Raw genomic sequence first — 17,361 nt, 5'->3', positions numbered from 1 at the left:
GGCGGGGCGGCGCGGCATGAACGCGCGGGGCGGCGCGGCAGGGAGGAGAGGAGAGGGTGGGGTGGGTTAGATGGTGCAGTTGATGAGGATGGGTTCGGGGTGGAGGGTCACGCCGAAGCGGTGGTGGACGCCGTCGCGGATCTCGCGGGCCAGCTCGACGAGCGACGCCGTGCTGGCGGTGCCGCTGCGGTTGGTCAGGGCGAGGGTGTGCTTGCTGGAGATGGCGACGCCCTCCGGCCCCGGGTGGCCCTTGCCGAAGCCGGCCTTGTCGATCAGCCAGGCGGCGCTGACCTTCACCACGTCACCCGCGCCCGGCCAGGCTGGCGGCTCGCCGATGTCGGCGGCGCGCTCCCGCAGCAGCTCGTACGCGGCCGCGTCGAGCACGGGGTTGGTGAAGAACGAGCCGACCGACCGGGTATCCGGGTCGGCCGCGTCGAGCACCATGCCCTTGCCGGCGCGTAGCCGCAGGACCGTGGCCCGGGCGTCGGCCAGTGGCACCCGTTCCCCCACCTGCACGCCGAGCGCCCGGGCCAGTTCCGCGTAGCGCACGGGGCCGGACAGCGGTGAGCGGGCGAGCCGGAAGTCGACGGAGAGCACCACCCAGCGGTCGCTGTACTTGAAGATGCTGGACCGGTACGCGAAGCCGCAGTCGTCGGCGGCGATCCGTGCGTCGGTCCCCTCGACCCGGTCGTGGACCTGGACGCCGGTGATGGTCTCGGCGACCTCCTGCCCGTACGCGCCGACGTTCTGGATGGGGGTGGCGCCGGTCGAGCCGGGGATGCCGGAGAGGCACTCCAGGCCGGACCAGCCGTTGGCCACAGTGGCGGCGACCAGGTCGTCCCAGGGCTCGCCGGCCTCGACGCGTACGGTGACGGTGTCGGCGTCCTCGGCGACCACCCGCAGGCCCCGGGAGCGCACCAGGACCACGGTGCCGGGGAAGCCGGCGTCCCCGATCACGACGTTGCTGCCCCCGGCGAGGATCAGGACCTGCTCGTCCCGTTCGGCCGCCTCCCGTACCGCCCGGACGATCCTGTCGGCGTCCGTGCCGGCGACGACGCGTCCGGCCGGGCCGCCCAGGCGCAACGTGGTGTATCGCGCCAGTTCGCATGTCGTGGCGGGTTCGGTGCCGGTTGTCGGCTGGGCGTAGACGTCTGACACGCCTTTCACCCTAGGCTGAGGGGTAGCCGCGGCGCCCACTGGTGGCCCGGTCACCCCCGGGAGGATGGCGATGAGCAGACTGCACGGCACGAAGGACTTCTGGATGGGAGCGCTCCGGACGGAGGGCCCGGCGTTCGCCGCCGCCGCGGCCGAGGCGCCGCCGGAGACACCGGTGCTGTCCTGTCCCGGCTGGACCGTCGCCGACCTGACCCTGCACCTGGCCTCCCTCTACCGCTGGGTGCACTCGTTCGCGGGTGCGGGCGCGGCCACCCCGCCGCCTGGCCGGCCCGAACCGGTGGCGCCGGAGCCGGGCGTCGCCCCGCTCCAGCTCTGGCAGCAGGCGTACGACCAGCTGATGACCCTCTTCGACGGCCTCGACCCGGAGGCTCCGGCCTGGAACTGGGCGCCGCAGCCGAAGAAGGCAGGTTTCTGGCCCCGCCGGATGGCGCACGAGACGGCGGTGCACCGCTGGGACGCCCAGCTCGCCATCGCGGCGGGCGAGCCGGTCGAGGCGAAGCTCGCCGCCGACGGGGTGAGCGAGATCCTGGACACCTGGCTGCCGGCCGGTCGGCGCCGCACCGCCGGCCAGTGGCGCGGGGTGGTGCAGTTGTCGGCCGTCGACGCCGCCCAGGAGTGGTTCCTGCGGCTGCGCGGCGAGGGCGTGGCCCTGCTCGACACCGCCACCATCCTGGATCACGACGACCACCATGCCCGGGCGCAGGTCAGCGGCACCGCGAGCGACCTGCTGCTGGCGCTGTGGGGCCGGGTCGGCCTCGACACGCTGGACGTGGCCGGCGACCGCACCCTGCTGGAGGGCCTCCGCGTCGGCTGATCCGCCGCCGCGCGGAGCCGGTCCGGAGGGCTCAGCCCCGTCCCACCGCACGCCCGACGAGAGTGGCCGCCCGATGTGGGCGGCCACTCTCGTCGCGTTCGTGCCCCTCTCCGGGTAGCGGCAGGCCCTCTCGGGTAGCGGCAGGCCCTCTCGAGTAGCAACGGAGAGCGCTCTCTTGACAGCGGCGGACCTCAGCCACCACCCTGTCGTGAGAGCGCTCTCTCAGCTCTGCTCCGCCACCTGCCTCACCACCTCAGACGACCTGAGAGGGGTCCGATCGAAATGGGTGTCTTTCCGCGCCGCCGCCTGGCGGCGGTGGCCCTCGTCGCCGCCACCGCGCTCTTCGCCACCGCCGGCTGCGCCGGCGACGAACCCGCCGAGGACGGCAAGATCACGTTGACCGTGGACGTGTTCAGCCAGTTCGGCTACGAAGAGCTCTACAAGGAATACATGGCCAGCCACCCGGACGTGAAGATCGTCGAGCGTGGCACGGGCACCAACCTCGACGACTACTCGCCGAAGCTGACCCAGTGGCTCGCCGCCGGCAAGGGCGCGGGCGACGTCGTCGCCATCGAAGAGGGGTTGATGGTCGAGTACAAGGCCAACCCCGACAACTTCGTCAACCTGCTCGACCACGGCGGGGCCGAACTCCAGGGCAACTTCCTGGAGTGGAAGTGGAAGGGCGGCACGACGCCGGACGGCAAACTGATCGGCCTGGGCACCGACGTCGGCGGCATGGCGATGTGCTACCGCACGGACCTGTTCGCCAAGGCCGGCCTGCCCACCGACCGCGAGGCGGTGTCGAAGCTCTGGCCGACCTGGCAGGACTACATCAGGGTCGGGGAGCAGTTCACGGCGAAGAACACCGGCGCCGCGTTCCTGGACGCCGCGACGAACATCTTCAACACGATCGTGCTCCAGACGGCCGGCAACGCGCAGGGCTACCACTACTACGACCCCAGCGGCAACGTGGTGGTGGACAGCAACCCGGCCGTCCGGCAGGCCTGGGACACCACGATGGACATCGTCGACTCGGGCCTCTCCGGCAGGTACGGCTCCTGGTCCGAGGAGTGGGTGTCGGCCTTCAAGCAGGCCAAGTTCGCCACCATCGCCTGCCCGGCCTGGATGACCGGCGTCATCGAGGGCAACGCCGGCGCCGAGGCCAAGGGCAAGTGGGACATCGCCCGGGTGCCCGGCAACGGCGGCAACTGGGGCGGATCGTGGCTCGCCGTGCCGACCCAGAGCAAGCACCGGGCCGAGGCGATCGAGCTGGCGAAGTTCCTGACCAGCGCCAAGGGCCAGATCGGGGCGTTCAAGGCCAAGGGCCCGCTGCCCTCCTCGCCGCAGGCGCTGGCCGACCCCGCGATCGTCGACGCCAGGAACGCGTACTTCTCCGACGCCCCCGTCGGGCAGATCTTCGGCGAGGGCGCCAAGACCCTCAAGCCCGTCTACATGGGCCCGAAGAACCAGGCCGTACGCACCGAGGTCGAGAACGCCGTCCGGACGGTGGAACTGGGACAGCGCAGCCCCGAGCAGGGCTGGACGGACGCGGTCAACAACGCGAAGAAGGCCGCCGCCAAGTAGCCCGAGCGAGGGAGTGCGGGCGGGAGGCTGCCGGGGGCGCCGATCCCGCCCGTACCCGGGAGAAAGGAGTGGTCCGGGCATGACCGTCCAGCTCGACGCGCGCCCGCCGGTCGCACCGGCACCCCGCACCGGCCGGCGTCCGCCGGGGATGCGGTTCAGCCGCCTCGACACGAAGTACTCGCCCTACCTGTTCATCGCCCCGTTCTTCGTGCTCTTCGCGGTGTTCGGGGTGTATCCGCTGATCTACACCTTCTGGGTCTCCCTGCACGACTGGGACCTGCTCGGCAGCGACCACCCGTTCGTCGGCCTGGACAACTACGGCCGGCTGCTGGCCGACGCCGACTTCTGGCACGCCGTCGTGAACACCCTCGGCATCTTCGTCATCTCCACCGTCCCGCAGCTGCTGGCCGCGCTCTGGCTGGCCAACCTGCTCAACCGGCAACTGCGGGCCCGGACCACGTTCCGGATGGCGGTGCTGATCCCGAACATCACCTCGACCGCCGCGGTCGCGATCGTCTTCGGGGTGCTCTTCGGCCGCGAGTTCGGCATGGTCAACTGGCTGCTCGACCTCGTGGGCATCGACGCGATCGAGTGGAAGTCGAACCGGTTCGCGTCCTGGGTGGCCATCTCCGCCATGGTCGACTGGCGGTGGACCGGCTACAACGCGCTGATCTTCCTGGCCGCGATGCAGGCAATCCCGCGCGACCTGTACGAGTCGGCCGCCATCGACGGCGCCAACCGGGCCCGGCAGTTCTGGTCGATCACCGTGCCGCTGCTCAAGCCGACGATCATCTTCACCGTCATCATCTCCACCATCGGCGGGCTCCAACTCTTCACCGAGCCCCGGTTGTTCCACTCCGGAACCAACCCGATCCGGGGCGGAACGCTGCGGGAGTCGCAGACCGTGACCATGTACATGTTCGAGAACGCCTTCGCGCCCCACTACAACTTCGGCTACGGCTCGGCGGTGGCGTGGCTGCTCTTCGCGCTGATCGCGGTCGTCGCGGCGGTGAACGTACTGCTCCTGCGCCGGCTCGGCGGCACGCAGGCCCCCAAGGAGGACGCGAAGCAGAAGGGCGGAGCGCGATGACCCGCCTCTGGGCCGCCAGCCGGCTCACCTATGCCGCGCTGATCGCCGCCGGTTTGCTGTCGATCTTCCCGATCTACTGGATGTTCGTGGTGGCGAGCCGCTCCAACGACGCGATGGGCCAGCTGCCGCCCCCGGTCACCCCCGGCGGCAACTTCGGCGCGAACGTTTCCCGGCTGCTCGGCAACACCGACGCGTACTTCGTCACCGGGCTGGTCAACTCGGCGATCGTGGCGACCACGGTCACCGTCTCAGTGGTCTTCTTCTCCACGCTGGCCGGGTTCGCCTTCGCCAAGCTGCGGTTCCGGGGACGCAACGCGCTGCTCATGGTGATCATCGCGACGATGATGGTGCCCACCCAGCTCGGCGTCATCCCGCTCTACCTGCTGATGACGAAGCTGAACTGGAACGACCGGCTGCCGGCGGTGATCGTGCCGGCCCTGGTCACCGGCTTCGGGGTCTTCATGATGCGGCAGTACGCGGGCCAGGCCGTCAGCACCGAGTTGATCGAGGCGGCCCGGATGGACGGCTGCGGCACGGCACGGATCTACTGGAACGTCGTGCTGCCGGCGCTGCGCCCGGCCGCCGCCGTGCTGGGTCTACTCACGTTCATGACGACCTGGAACGACTTCCTCTGGCCGTACGCCGTCCTCAACGATCCGGAGAACCCGACCGTGCAACTGGCGTTGCGCGCCCTCTCCGACGGGTACTACACGGACATGTCCCAGGTCTTCACAGGTACGGCCATCGCCACCCTCCCGCTGTTGCTGGTCTTCGTCCTGTTCGGCCGCCAGATCATCGGCGGCATCATGGAAGGTGCGGTCAAGGCGTGAGCACTCTGCGATTCCCCGACGACTTCGTGTGGGGTGCGGCCACCGCCGCGTACCAGATCGAGGGCGCGGCCACCGACGACGGCCGCGGCCCGTCGATCTGGGACACCTTCAGCCGTACGCCGGGCAGGGTGCACCACGGGCACACCGGCGACGTGGCCTGCGACCACTACCACCGGTACGCCGACGACGTGGCGCTGATGGCGGAGCTGGGGCTGGGGGCGTACCGCTTCTCGGTGGCCTGGCCCCGCATCCAGCCGGACGGCACCGGCCCGGTCAACCCACGCGGCCTGGACTTCTACGACCGGCTGACCGACACGCTGCTGGCCCGGGGCATCGACCCGATCGTCACGCTCTACCACTGGGACCTGCCGCAGTCCCTCCAGGACCGGGGCGGCTGGACCAACCGGGAGACCGCCGAGCACTTCGCCACGTACGCCACGGCGGTGCACGCCCGGCTCGGCGACCGGGTGCGCACCTGGACCACGCTCAACGAGCCGTGGTGCTCGGCCTACCTCGGTTACGGAAACGGGGTGCACGCCCCCGGCGAGCGGGACCCGGGCGCGGCCTTCGCCGCCGTACACCATCTGTTGCTCGGTCACGGCCTGGCGGCCCGCGCGCTGCGGGCGGCCGGTGCGGACACCGTCGGGATCACCCTCAATCCGGCCGACGTACGCGCGGCCGACGCGGACAGCGCCGCCGACGCGGCGGCGGTTCGCCTGGTCGACGGCCTGCACAACCGGATCTTCCTCGACCCGCTGCTGCGGGCGGCCTACCCCGCCGACGTGCTGGAACACGTGGCCCGGATCGTCGAGCCGACGTTCGTGCGGGACGGCGACGAAAAGCTGATCGCCGCCCCGATCGACCTGCTCGGGGTCAACTACTACGCGCCCACCTACGTCGCCGGCCGGCCGGACGGCGCGGGCGGCAGCGCGTACCCGGGCACCGACGGCGCGGTGGAGTTCCTCCCGCCGGTCGGACCGCTGACCGACATGGGGTGGATGATCGAGCCGGCCGGGCTGACCCGGCTGCTGGAACGGATCGCCACGGACTACCCCGGCGTGCCGTTGATGATCACCGAGAACGGGGCGGCGTTTCCCGACAAGGCCGGCAGTGACGTTCCGGACGGTGCCGGGCAGGTGGTGGACGCCGACCGGATCGCCTACCTCGACGGGCACCTGCGCGCCGCACACGAGGCGATCTCCCGCGGAGTGGATCTTCGCGGCTATCTCGTATGGTCGTTGTTGGACAACTTCGAGTGGGCCGAGGGCTACCGTCGACGGTTCGGCATCATCCACGTCGACTACCTGACGCAGCGACGCACACCGAAGTCCAGCGCCCGGTGGTACCAGGAGGTGATCTCCCGGAACGGGCTGTGACGAGGCGGTGGTAACGGGGATGACGACGGCGCAGCGGCCGACACTGGAGGCGGTGGCCCGGCTGGCGGGTGTCTCGCGGGCCACCGTGTCCCGGGTGGTGAACGGTTCCACGACCGTCGCCGAACCGATCCAGGAGGCGGTCCGCCAGGCGGTGGCCGAGCTGGGGTACGTGCCGAACCTGGCCGCGCGCAGCCTGGTCACCCAGCGGACCGACTCGGTCGCCCTGGTGTTGCCGGAGGCCGCCACCCGGGTCTTCTCCGACGACCAGGTCTTCCCCGGGATCATCCGCGGCGCGGCGCAGGAGCTGGAGGCCGCCGACAAGCAGCTCGTGCTGATGCTGGCCGGCTCGCCCGCCGGGCACGACCGGGTCGAGCGCTACACGACCGGGCGGCACGTCGACGGGGTGCTCTTCGCCTCGCTGCACGGCGAGGACCCGCTGCCCGGCCGGCTCGCCCGCCTGGGTATCCCGGTCGTGTGCAGCGGCCGGCCGCTCGACGGCGCCGACGTGCCCTACGTCGACGTCGACCACGTCGGCGGGGTGACCGCGGCGGTGCGGCACCTGCTCGACGGCGGGCGCCGCCGGATCGCCACCATCGCCGGCCCACAGGACATGGTGGCCGGCATCGAGCGGCTCACCGGCTACCGGAACACGGTCGCCGAGGCCGGGCTGCCGGAGCTGGTGGCGACGGGCGACTTCACCCGCGAGTCCGGGGCGACGGCGATGCGGCAGCTCCTCGCCGAGCACCCCGACCTGGACGCCGTCTTCGCCGCCTCCGACCTGATGGCCCACGCCGCCCTGCGGGCGCTGCGCGAGGCGGGGCGGCGGGTCCCGGACGACGTCGCGGTGATCGGCTTCGACGACATCGAGACGGCCGCCTACACCGAACCGCCGCTGACCACCGTCCGCCAGCCGATCGTGCAACTGGGCCGGCAGATGACCCGGCTGCTGCTGCGGCTGGCCGCCGGCGAGACGATCGAGCGGGCCGTGGTGCTCCCCACCGAGCTGGTCGTCCGCGAGTCGGCCTGAGGTGCGAGGAAGGGCACCTTGTCAACGCCTTCTGTATAGGAAGGCCCCTTCCTTACACCCCCGCCCGACGGGTGCCGGGCTTAATCCGTGGAGACGTGCAGCGGGCGCCGGTAGCGTCGCGCGGGTGACCGTGAACCTGATCCGCGTACCCGCCCTCTCCGACGTCGCCGAGTACGCGTACGCGGCCACGGTCGAGCCGCCCGCCCGGTTGGTGTTCACCGCCGGCGCCTGCCCGCTGGACGCCGAGGGGCGGACCGTCGCGCCGGGCGACCCCGCAGGCCAGGCCCGGCAGGTGATGGCCAACCTGGAGACCGCCCTCGCGGCGGCCGGCGCCCGGCTCACCGACGTCGTCAAGACCACGGTGTACGTGGCGTCGTCCCGCCAGGCCGACCTGGTGGCCGCCTGGGAGGTGGTCCGGGACGCGTTCGGCGGCCACGAGCCGTCCAGCACCCTGCTCGGGGTGGCCGTGCTCGGCTACGACGACCAGCTCGTCGAGGTCGAGGCCGTCGCCGCCGTACGCGGGGAGGCCTGACGTGCGGATCCGGACCGCCCACCCCGACGACGCGCCGGCCGTGGTGGCACTGCGCGCGCTGGTGCACCCCTACCTGGTACGCGGCGTCGAGTCGACCCGGAAGATGATCGCCCAGCCCCCGCCCAGCGAGCAGTGGACCGCGTACGTGGTCGAGGTGGACGACACGGTGGTCGGCTGGGTGTCGGCGTACCGCAACGACCGCACCTCGGAGCCGGACATCGGGGAGATCTCCATCCTGCACGTGCACCCCGGGCACCGGGGCCGGGGCGCCGGCACCGCGTTGCTGACCACCGCGCTGGAGCATCTCCGGGCCATCGGGGTGCGCCGGGTGCGCACCTGGGCGCTGCCCGAGTCGCTGCCGTTCGCCCGCCGGCACGGGTTCACCCCGAGCCGGGAGCTGCGCTTCTCGGCACTCGACCTGCGGCCGGCCCCGCCGATGCCCGAGCCGCCGCCGGGCGTACGGCTGCTCCCGCTGACCGACCTCGACCCGCGCCGGGTTTACCTGGTCAACCTGGCGGCGGCGGCCGACGAGCCGGAGGACGTGCCCGTCGACTCGATCAGCTACGAGAACTGGTACTCCGAGGTCTGGGACAACCTGGGCCTGGACCGCGCGGCCAGCACGGTGGCCGAGGCCGGCGGCGAGCTGGTGGCCCTCAGCCTCGTCAAGCGGGACGGCGACCGGATGTGGTCGGACTACACCGGCACGGTGCCGGCGCACCGGGGACGCGGGCTGGCCCGCCTGGTCAAGACGGCGGCGCTGCACCGGGCCGCAGCCGGCGGGATACGCGTCGCCTACACGTCGAACGACGAGGCGAACGCGCCGATGCTGGCGGTCAACGCACGGCTCGGCTACCGCCCGGTCGGGTCTAGCTGGTCCTGCCTGCGCGAGCTGCCCTGACGGCTCCGCTGACCGGCGGGTCGTGCGCACGGCGGCGGACTGCGCCGCGACGCGGTGCCGGGGCAGCCCGCCCGGTGCCGGGGCTGTCCGCCCGGTGCCGGGGCCGCCCGCCCGGCCCGTCCGCTCAGCCGACGTGGGGGCCCGCCTCCACCGGCGGGACCCCGGCGCGATCCTCCGTGATGGGCTGGCCGAGCGACCGGCGGGCCAGCAGGGTCGCCCCGGCGACGGCGGCAGGCATGATGAACACCGCGCCGAGCGGGATCAGGAAGCAGACGAAGACCGCCACCCCGAAGCCGAGCGTGGTGGGCCGGTCCGCCTTGAGGAGCGACCGCCGCTCCGGCAGCCGCATCCCGCGCCGGTAGAAGGGCGCCCCGACCAGCTCCATGGCGAGCAGCCAGCCGCCGACCGCCGCCCCGATCACCGGCACCACGGTCTGGCCGACCACCGGGATGAACCCGGCGGCGAAGAGCGGGATGCCGAAGAGCAGCGACAGGCCCACCAGCCGCACCGAGTCGGCGAGGCTCCGCCTCAGCGACGGCCAGAACGGCACGTCGACGGCGTTCGGCGTGCCGCCGAGGCGTTCCTCGACGCGTTCGGAGATCTTCTCGTAGAACGGATCGCCGATGACCAGGGTGACGGCCGTGAAGCTGACCACCGCGAGCAGGCCGCCGAGGCCGAGGAAGGCCAGCCCGGCGATCACCCGCACGAGGCTGCGCCAGGTGGCCGACCAGTCGTCGGCGAAAGGCGTGACCAGCGCGGCCAGGTCGTCGACGAAGTACGCCAGGGTGGCGAACGCGGCCACGAAGAGCGCACCCGAGATCAGCGCCGGTACGACGCCGAGCAGCATCAGCCCGGGGCTGCGGACGTAGAGGCCGAGGCCGCGCAGGAGCAGGCCGACTCCGCCGAAGAACCGGCTGGCGGCACCGGTCACGGGCGCGGCGATGCGGGGTGCGTTCACGACCGCAGAGCCTAGTTGCATCGGTGATGGGGGCGATCGCAGCCGCTCTACTGCCAGGTGGCGGTGTCGGGGTCGATGGCGTGGGCGCGTGCGCTGGCGTCGATGCTCTGACGGAACCACGTGGTGAGGCCGGCGCGGATGCCGTCGTAGTGGGCGGCGAATGCCGGATCGGCCTCGTACCTGCGGCCGAGACAGACCTGCATCTGCCTGGTGAGGGGAAAGTACGAGGAGAAGACCTCGCGGTGCCGCTCGACGAGTCGATTCGCCTCCGGGCTGCCGGGGGTGACCCCGGCGTCCATCGCGTCGCCGAGGGCACGGTCGAGGTCGGCAACGGTGTCGGCGACGGCCTGCCATTCCTCGGGACTGCGAGACGCTGAGCGTTCGGCGTACTGCTGCCATTGCGTCGTGTCTCCGTAGCGGTGACGGGCCTGGGCGTGCCGGTCCGGGTCCCACTGGGAGCCGAAGATCGCGGCCTGCTGCTCGACGGTCAGCAGCAGGCCGCGCTCGTGGGCGTCGATCATGCGATCCAGGCCGACGCTGAGTTGCTGGAGGCGGTCGATCCGTTGGGCAACCTGGGTGCGCTGCGCGCGTAGTGCGCCGGGCACGTCCGCGGTCGAGTCGTCCAGGATGGCCCGGATGCTGTCCAGGCCGAGGCCGATCTCCCGGTAGACGACGATGCGGTGCAGGCGTTCCAGATCGCCAGCGGTGTAGAGCCGGTATCCGGCAGCCGTGCGCAGCGACGGTCGCGCCAGACCGATGTCGTCCCAGTGGTGCAGCGCGCGGACCGTCACGCCCAGACGCGTCGAGACCTGGCCGACGGTCAGGCCATCGGCGTCGGTGGCATCAGGCATGCTCCTCATTGTCGCCGCGACCGGCGCCCGGTGGGGTGATCCCGATGGCTTCAAGGTTCCGCGCCTCCTGGCTGGCCGGGTCGAAGGGCTTCGCCGCGGTGAAGACGATCCGTGCGTTCTCGGGAGTGATCACCTCCACGTCGCGGGTGTTCCAGGGAGTGTCCCGCGGGCCGTCGACCGAGTTCGGGCGCAACGCACGACATGCCTCGACGAGGGGATCGATCTGGCTGAGCACGCCCGAGAAGCTGAAGCTCATCGCTGGTGGCTGCGCCGGAACGCTCTCCGTCGAGCGGAGGAGCACGTCCTGGAACGCCCACCGGCGCAGATGCACGAGCGTGCCGGGGATGCTGAACAGCTCGAAGAACCCGAGCCCACGAATCCAGAAGTCCACCGACGCCGCCAGGTCGCTCGTGGGGATCGTCACGAACGCGGGCATCGCATAGATGCCCCGGAACGGCTCCGGCGCCACCGCGTCCGGGCCGGGATCGGGCACGGGACTCATCTCAAAAGCGTCGTAGTAGTCACTCATGCACCCCACCCTGCGGCCTCCCGCAGCGTGAGGGTCAAGCCGCAACCCTGACGGTCCTACCGCTGGCAGCGACCAACGTCGTGGCCGGGGTACACCCGGTGGGCGTGACGCCGGCGGAGGCGGACCGCCGGCTGGGGACGGTCGAGCGGGCACGGCAGGATGGACGGGTGCGCGCGGCCAGGTTGATCTCGTTGGTGCTGCTGCTCCAGGCCCGGGAGACGATGACCGCGGCGGAGCTGGCGCGGGAGCTGGAGGTCTCCGAGCGGACCGTCTACCGCGACGTGCTGGCGCTCTCCGCCGCCGGGGTGCCGGTCTACGCCGACCGGGGCCGCGCCGGCGGCTACCGGCTGGTCGGCGGCTACCGGACCCGGCTCACCGGGCTGACCAGGGACGAGGCGGAGGCGCTCTTTCTGGCCGGGCTGCCCGGGCCGGCCGGTGACATGGGGCTCGCCGACGCGGTGGCATCGGCCGAGCTGAAGGTGCTGGCCGCGCTGCCGCCCGCGCTGCGCGACGCCCCGGCCCGCACCGGGCAGCGGTTCCACCTGGACGTGCCGGGCTGGTTCCGGGAGGTGGGGCCGCCGCCGTGGCTGACCGAACTGGCCGGCGCGGTCTGGCGGGACCGGGTGGTCGAGCTGCGCTACCGGCGCGGCGACCGCGAGGTGGCGCGCACCCTGCGGCCGTACGGGCTGGTGCTCAAGAACGGCGTCTGGTACCTGGTCGGACGGGTCGGCGACGACGTGCGCACCTACCGGGTGGACCGGGTCACCGGTGTCGGGGTGAGCGGGGAGACCTTCGACCGGGACGAGGGCTTCGACCTGGCCGGTCACTGGCGGGAGCAGGCCGAGGCGTTCCAGCGGGGCATGCTGCGGGAGCGGGCCACCGTCCGGCTCAGCCCCGCCGGCCTGCGCCGGCTCCGGCACCTGGCGGACGCCCCCTTCGCGTACGACGAGGCGGTCGCCGCCGCCGACGGGCCCGACGGGCAGGGCTGGGTGGTGACCCGGCTGCCCGTCGAGTCCGTCGACGTCGCGTACGAACAGTTGCTCGGGCTCGGCCCCGAGGCGGAGGTGCTCGACCCGCCCGAGTTGCGGGCGCGGCTGGCCGAGGCGGCCGAGCGGATGGCCCGCCGCTATGCCGGGCCGGGTCCCGAGCCGGGTCAGCGGTAGCCGATGTCGACGCCCCCGTCAGCCCTGTTGACGGCCCGGTCAGCGGTAGCCGGTTTCGTCGGCCGGCCGGCCGGGCTCCACCACCTCCGTGTAGTAGCGCGCCCAGTGCGGCCGGGTGCCGTCCAGGTCGGTGAAGCCGTACACCTGGGCCAGCCCGCCGCTGTCGAGCGACGCGCCGTTCCAGCGGGCCCGGTCCGGGTCGGCGGCGAGGGCCGCCACCGCGCGCCCGACCAGGGCCGGCGTCTCCGACATGACGAAGTGCGGTTCCTTGGCGGCGCCGTCGCGCCAGTTCTCCTCGGTGACCCCGTAGTGCTCCAGCATCGCCTCGGACCGCAGCCAGCCCGGGGTGAGCGCGACAGCGGTGCAGCCGTGCGGCTTCAGCTCGTGCGCCCAACTGAAGGCCAGCCGGTTCACCGAGACCTTGGCCAGGTCGTAGAAGACCGAGAGCCGGTAGTTGGCGTCGTTGTGTTCCCGCGTGCCGTCGCCGACCTCCACCACCAGGCCGCCGGGGCGGCGGATCAGCAGCGGCAGGGCGTGGTGGCTGGTGATGATGTGCGTGTCGATCGCCAGGCGCAGGCTGCGGAAGCCGGCCTCCAACGGCTGTTCCCAGACCGGCTTCTCCCAGGTGGTCAGGGGGTCGCCGCCCCAGATGTCGTTGACCAGCACGTCGAGGCGGCCCTGCTCGGCGTCGATCCGGGCGACCAGGTCGCGGACCTGCTCGGAGACGAGATGGTCGACCCGGACCGCGATGCCGGTGCCGCCGGCGGCGGTCACCAGTTCGGCGGTCTCCTCGATGGTCTCCGGCCGGTCCAGTTCGGAACGGCCGGCCCGGCTGCTGCGGCCGGTGGCGTAGACCGTGGCGCCGGCGGCACCGAGCTGGACCGCGATCTGCCGGCCGGCGCCCCGCGTCGCCCCGGCCACGAGCGCGATCTTCTCTGTCAGCGGTTTCGTCATGCCGGAAAGCCTGTCAGCGATACCTGACAACCGAAGTCCGGTTTCGGAAAGCCGTGCCGTCCGGCATGCTCGCCGACATGCACCTGCTGCTCTCCGGGATCGTCGGCTCCGTCGCGTACGGGCTGGCCGGGCCTGGCTCCGACGTCGACCGGATCGGCGTCTTCGTCGCGCCCACCGTCGCGTTCCACGGCCTGCGCCCGCCCCGCGAGTCGGTGGTGACCACCGACCCGGACATCACCCTGCACGAGGCGGCGAAGTGGTGCCGCCTCGCGTTGAGCGGCAACCCGACCGCCACCGAACTGGCCTGGCTGCCGGACGACTGCTACGAGACCCGGACGGAGTTCGGCGACCGGCTGATCGCCATCCGCTCGGCGTTCCTCAGCGCACCCCGCGTACGCGACGCCTATCTCGGGTATGCCGGCCAGCAGTTTCGCAAGCTGGAGTCCCGAAGCGACGGCACGTTCTCCGCCGACACCCGGCGGCGGACGGCCAAGCACGCCCGGCACCTGGCCCGCCTGGTGCACCAGGGCCGGCTGCTCTACGCCACCGGCGTACTGGAGATCCGGCTCGCCGACCCGGAGTGGTTCCGAAGGTTCGGCGAGCGGGTGGCCGGTGGCGACCTGGACGAGGCGCGCACGCTTCTCGCCGAAGCGGAACGGTACTTCGACCGCGTCCGCACGCCCCTGCCCGACCACCCTGACGAACCGACCGTGGAACGCTGGCTGCTCGCCCTCCGAGCCGCCCATCTCCCCACCCCGACCCCCGACCCGGGCCCCGCCCCCGGCCAGTCCTGGTAGGAATGTGCCTGACGGCTTCTCACGCGTTCCGCGAGCGTCGACGGCGGGAGGCACCTCGGGCAGGTTGAAGTCCATCCTGGCCTCGCCCGCTGTCAGGGCACGTTACTCGTTGAGGAAGGCGGATATCCGGCTGCGCAGGTCGGCGCGTTCGGTCCAGAGGACGCCGGGCCGGTCGTACACGTGCAGGGTGGCCCGGGGCAGCGCGGCCGCGAGCTGCTCGGCGACCTCGACCGGGTGCAGGTCGTCACCGGCGCAGCCGATCACCAGGGCCGGCGCGGTGACCGCGGCCAGCGCCCCGGCGTCGCGCAGCGGCGCCTGCTCGGGCAGGCTCGCCAGGCCCGGGGCGAGCCCGTCACGCAGGAGCTGGTCGAGCCGCTGGCGCAGGTAGGCCCAGCCGGCCGGGGTGTTGCGTACGGCGGGCGGCAGCTCGGCCTGGACCACGTCGGCCACGGCGGAGGTGTCGCCGCTCTCCACGGCGTCGAACAGGGCGGTGAGCCGGGCCCGGGCGACCTCGCCGCGTGGCCGGTCGAGCGCTGCGGGCAGGAAGAAGACGAGTCGCTCGAAGCGCCCGGGGCTCTCGGCGAGCAGCCGGCAGAGCGCGCCTGCGCCGAGGCTGGCGCCGAAGGCCCGGGTGGCACCGCCGAGGTCGGCGACCGCGCGCAGGTCACGGGCCAGGTCCAGGTAGCTCCACGCACCGGGCGGCGCGTCGGAGCGGCCGTGCCCACGGAACTGGAAGAACAGCTTGCGGCCCGTCACCCCGCTGCCGAAGGGCCGGGTGGTGGCGATGCCGTTGCCCAGCCCGTGGGCGAACACCGTGACCGGGTCGCCCGTGCCGGTGACGAGCTGCTCAAGATGTACGCCGTGCGGCGTGGCCACCAGCTCGGTGTCCGGCTCCGGCAGGGCAGGTCGGCCGGTACGTGGGGCACCCGGGCCCGGACCCCAGGTGCGGGGGCCGCCGTCCGGCGGGGGCGGCCAGCGGAAACCCCTCACCAGAACCCTTTGCCGTCGCTCAGGTCGCGCAGCCCCACCCGCACGTCGAGCAGGTAGATCAGGCCGGCGGCGATGCCGATGAGTCCGAAGAGACTGATCGGGCCGAAGCCGAGCAGGGTCAGCACAAGACAGACGGCGAGGATGGCGATCCAGCCGCCCTTGGGCAGCGTGCCGATCGCCGAGAAGGCGTCGGAACGCTGGGTGATGGCGTGCACCAGGGCGATGCCCTGCACGATCAACGCGAAGACGAGCAGGATCAGCTCGATCACGTAGCGAACATCGAAGGCGAAGAGCGGCGCGGCGTAGGCCATGTCGGCAAGCTTATGCCGGTGACCCCGGATACGTCCGACAGGACGCATCCGGGGTCACGGAGCAGCGAACTACTCGGCGGCCGGGCGGGTCCGCTTGGTGGCCCGGGGCAGCTTCGCCGACGGGGTGGCGGCCGGCTTGGCAGCGGCCTTGGTGGCCCGGGGAGCCCGGGTCGTCTTCTTCGCGGCGGCCGGCTTGGCCTCCAGCACCTCGGCCACGTCGGCCGGGGTCGGCGTCTCGACGGCGGCCGGTGCCGGCTTCGCGACGGTCGGCTTCGTGGCAGCCGGCTTCGTGGCAGCCGGCTTCGTGGCGACGGGCTGCGTGGCAGCCGGCTTCGTGGCGGCCTCGGCCGGCTCGGCCTCGGTGGCCTCGATGTCGGCGTTCACGGTCTCGGCGGCCTCCAGGACGCCGGCCCCGACGACCCGCTCGCCCCGGGCGACCAGCGCGACGTACGCGGCCTGCGCCCGCTCCTGCGCGGCGTGGGCACCGGCGACCACCACGGCGGCGTTGCGGATCGCCACCGCACGCAGCTTGTCCAGGTCGGCGACCTCACGCAGCTTGTCCAGATCCGCGACCTCGCGGAGCTTGTTCAGGTCGGCGGCCTCGCGGAGGCGCTTCAGGTCCCCCTCGGTCGGGACGGCCTTCTCGCGCAGGCTGCCGGCGGTCAGGTTCGCCGTACGCAGCGTGTCGTTGGCCTTCTGGCGCAGCTCGACGCCGGTGACGACAGCCTTGCCGCCCAGGTCGGCGACGACCTTGGTGCCGAGGTCGGTCACCGCGGCCGGGAGCTTGCGCAGCTGCTGGAGGGCGAGCTCGCCGGCGCCGGCGGCGGCGTAGATCGGGGCCGGGATGCGGCTGGTCTTCGGGGTCATCACTTCTCCTCTTCGGCCGCGTCGGCGGCCTTCTTCGCGGTTTCGGTCGGAGCGGGGGCAGGGCCGGCCTCGGTGACGGCGACCGACTCCAGAACGGCCTCGATCGGGGTGCCCTCCGGCGTGGTGGGGCCCGTGGCGGCGAGATTGGCCAGGTCGGCCGCCGTCTCGACGGGCTTCGCCTCCGCGGGCTCCGGTGCGCCTGCGTGAGGGGTGGCGTCGGCCCCGGTTGCGGGCGTCGCGCCGGTGGCCGCCGCGGTCGCCTCGGCGAGCCGCGCGTTCTCCCGGCGGAACGTCTCGTAGATCTGGGTGAGCGACTGCTTCTGCGCCATCGTCAGGTCGGGGTCGACGGAGATGGCCGCGAGCACGCCCTGGCCCTCCTTGTCGTCGAGCAGCCCGGCCCGCAGGTACATCGCCGGGGTGGAGACCCGCAGCGCGCTGGCGAGCTGCTGGAGCACCTCCGCGCTCGGCTTGCGCAGGCCGCGCTCGATCTGACTGAGGTACGGGTTGCTGACACCCGCCTGCTCGGCGAGCTGCCGGAGCGAGATCTTCGCGTTGCGGCGCAGATCGCGAATGAATCCGCCGACGTCGGGAAGGTCCTTACCAGTGGCCATGAC

General features: G+C 72.5%; 19 protein-coding genes. 10 read left to right on the top strand and 9 right to left on the bottom strand.

The window, feature by feature from the left end:
• Positions 1–66: 66 nt before the first annotated feature.
• Entirely contained in the window at positions 67–1,158 is a 1,092-nt protein-coding gene (locus tag AB0D32_RS22800) for a UDP-N-acetylmuramate dehydrogenase (protein ID WP_357093506.1), read from the bottom strand.
• Positions 1,159–1,228: 70 nt separating this feature from the next.
• On the opposite strand from AB0D32_RS22800, the gene AB0D32_RS22795 reads away from it, so the two are divergent.
• From AB0D32_RS22795 to AB0D32_RS22760, 8 genes are all read left to right on the top strand, one after another.
• On the top strand, positions 1,229–1,990 hold the full coding sequence (locus AB0D32_RS22795; protein WP_357093503.1) for a maleylpyruvate isomerase family mycothiol-dependent enzyme: 762 nt from the start codon (positions 1,229–1,231) through the stop codon (positions 1,988–1,990).
• A 282-nt stretch (positions 1,991–2,272) separates the two neighbouring features.
• A complete protein-coding gene (locus AB0D32_RS22790; protein WP_357093500.1) occupies positions 2,273–3,574 on the top strand; it encodes an extracellular solute-binding protein in 1,302 nt (433 codons plus the stop codon).
• A 79-nt stretch (positions 3,575–3,653) separates the two neighbouring features.
• Entirely contained in the window at positions 3,654–4,664 is a 1,011-nt protein-coding gene (locus tag AB0D32_RS22785) for a sugar ABC transporter permease (RefSeq protein WP_357093497.1), read from the top strand.
• Positions 4,661–5,494, top strand: a complete 834-nt coding sequence (locus AB0D32_RS22780; protein WP_357093494.1) for a carbohydrate ABC transporter permease — start codon at positions 4,661–4,663, stop codon at positions 5,492–5,494. The genes AB0D32_RS22785 and AB0D32_RS22780 overlap by 4 nt, the downstream gene beginning before the upstream one ends.
• On the top strand, positions 5,491–6,870 hold the full coding sequence (locus tag AB0D32_RS22775) for a GH1 family beta-glucosidase (RefSeq protein ID WP_357093491.1): 1,380 nt from the start codon (positions 5,491–5,493) through the stop codon (positions 6,868–6,870). Before AB0D32_RS22780 ends, AB0D32_RS22775 begins: the two co-directional genes overlap by 4 nt.
• A gap of 19 nt (positions 6,871–6,889) precedes the next feature.
• Positions 6,890–7,897: a LacI family DNA-binding transcriptional regulator gene (locus AB0D32_RS22770; RefSeq protein ID WP_357093489.1), complete on the top strand. Its 1,008-nt coding sequence runs from the start codon at positions 6,890–6,892 to the stop codon at positions 7,895–7,897.
• 130 nt (positions 7,898–8,027) lie between these two features.
• The gene (locus tag AB0D32_RS22765) at positions 8,028–8,429 is read left to right on the top strand and encodes a RidA family protein (RefSeq protein WP_357093529.1); all 402 of its coding nucleotides are present in this window, start codon (positions 8,028–8,030) and stop codon (positions 8,427–8,429) included.
• Position 8,430: 1 nt separating this feature from the next.
• Positions 8,431–9,327, top strand: a complete 897-nt coding sequence (locus AB0D32_RS22760) for a GNAT family N-acetyltransferase (protein ID WP_357093486.1) — start codon at positions 8,431–8,433, stop codon at positions 9,325–9,327.
• Between the two features lie 124 nt (positions 9,328–9,451).
• Here AB0D32_RS22760 and AB0D32_RS22755 read toward each other — a convergent pair whose 3' ends face one another.
• From AB0D32_RS22755 to AB0D32_RS22745, 3 genes are read right to left on the bottom strand one after another with little or no spacing between them, the layout of a single operon-like run.
• On the bottom strand, positions 9,452–10,285 hold the full coding sequence (locus AB0D32_RS22755) for an EI24 domain-containing protein (protein WP_357093484.1): 834 nt from the start codon (positions 10,283–10,285) through the stop codon (positions 9,452–9,454).
• Between the two features lie 47 nt (positions 10,286–10,332).
• On the bottom strand, positions 10,333–11,136 hold the full coding sequence (locus tag AB0D32_RS22750) for a MerR family transcriptional regulator (RefSeq protein ID WP_357093481.1): 804 nt from the start codon (positions 11,134–11,136) through the stop codon (positions 10,333–10,335).
• A complete protein-coding gene (locus AB0D32_RS22745) occupies positions 11,129–11,665 on the bottom strand; it encodes a hypothetical protein (RefSeq protein ID WP_357093478.1) in 537 nt (178 codons plus the stop codon). Before AB0D32_RS22745 ends, AB0D32_RS22750 begins: the two co-directional genes overlap by 8 nt.
• Before the next feature lie 167 nt (positions 11,666–11,832).
• On the opposite strand from AB0D32_RS22745, the gene AB0D32_RS22740 reads away from it, so the two are divergent.
• Positions 11,833–12,828, top strand: a complete 996-nt coding sequence (locus tag AB0D32_RS22740; protein ID WP_357093475.1) for a YafY family protein — start codon at positions 11,833–11,835, stop codon at positions 12,826–12,828.
• Positions 12,829–12,867: 39 nt separating this feature from the next.
• Here the strand turns inward: AB0D32_RS22740 and AB0D32_RS22735 are convergent, their stop codons facing one another.
• Positions 12,868–13,782: an SDR family oxidoreductase gene (locus tag AB0D32_RS22735; RefSeq protein ID WP_357093472.1), complete on the bottom strand. Its 915-nt coding sequence runs from the start codon at positions 13,780–13,782 to the stop codon at positions 12,868–12,870.
• Between the two features lie 77 nt (positions 13,783–13,859).
• Between AB0D32_RS22735 and AB0D32_RS22730 the strand changes: the two genes are divergently transcribed.
• Positions 13,860–14,579: a nucleotidyltransferase domain-containing protein gene (locus tag AB0D32_RS22730; RefSeq protein WP_357093526.1), complete on the top strand. Its 720-nt coding sequence runs from the start codon at positions 13,860–13,862 to the stop codon at positions 14,577–14,579.
• A 102-nt stretch (positions 14,580–14,681) separates the two neighbouring features.
• Here AB0D32_RS22730 and AB0D32_RS22725 read toward each other — a convergent pair whose 3' ends face one another.
• From AB0D32_RS22725 to AB0D32_RS22710, 4 genes are all read right to left on the bottom strand, one after another.
• A complete protein-coding gene (locus tag AB0D32_RS22725; protein ID WP_357093470.1) occupies positions 14,682–15,569 on the bottom strand; it encodes an alpha/beta hydrolase in 888 nt (295 codons plus the stop codon).
• Entirely contained in the window at positions 15,566–15,880 is a 315-nt protein-coding gene (locus AB0D32_RS22720; RefSeq protein WP_357093467.1) for a DUF2516 family protein, read from the bottom strand. The genes AB0D32_RS22725 and AB0D32_RS22720 overlap by 4 nt, the downstream gene beginning before the upstream one ends.
• Positions 15,881–15,949: 69 nt before the next feature.
• Complete coding sequence (locus tag AB0D32_RS22715; RefSeq protein WP_357093464.1) at positions 15,950–16,747, bottom strand: hypothetical protein; 798 nt, start codon at positions 16,745–16,747, stop codon at positions 15,950–15,952.
• On the bottom strand, positions 16,747–17,358 hold the full coding sequence (locus AB0D32_RS22710; RefSeq protein WP_357093461.1) for a helix-turn-helix transcriptional regulator: 612 nt from the start codon (positions 17,356–17,358) through the stop codon (positions 16,747–16,749). Before AB0D32_RS22710 ends, AB0D32_RS22715 begins: the two co-directional genes overlap by 1 nt.
• Between the last annotated feature and the right edge of the window lie 3 nt (positions 17,359–17,361).

The sequence above is a fragment of the Micromonospora sp. NPDC048170 genome, assembly GCF_040652795.1.
Classification (GTDB): Bacteria; Actinomycetota; Actinomycetes; order Mycobacteriales; family Micromonosporaceae; genus Micromonospora.
The sequence above is the reverse complement of the archived record's forward strand: the minus strand, read 5'-3'. Positions and strand labels throughout refer to the sequence as shown.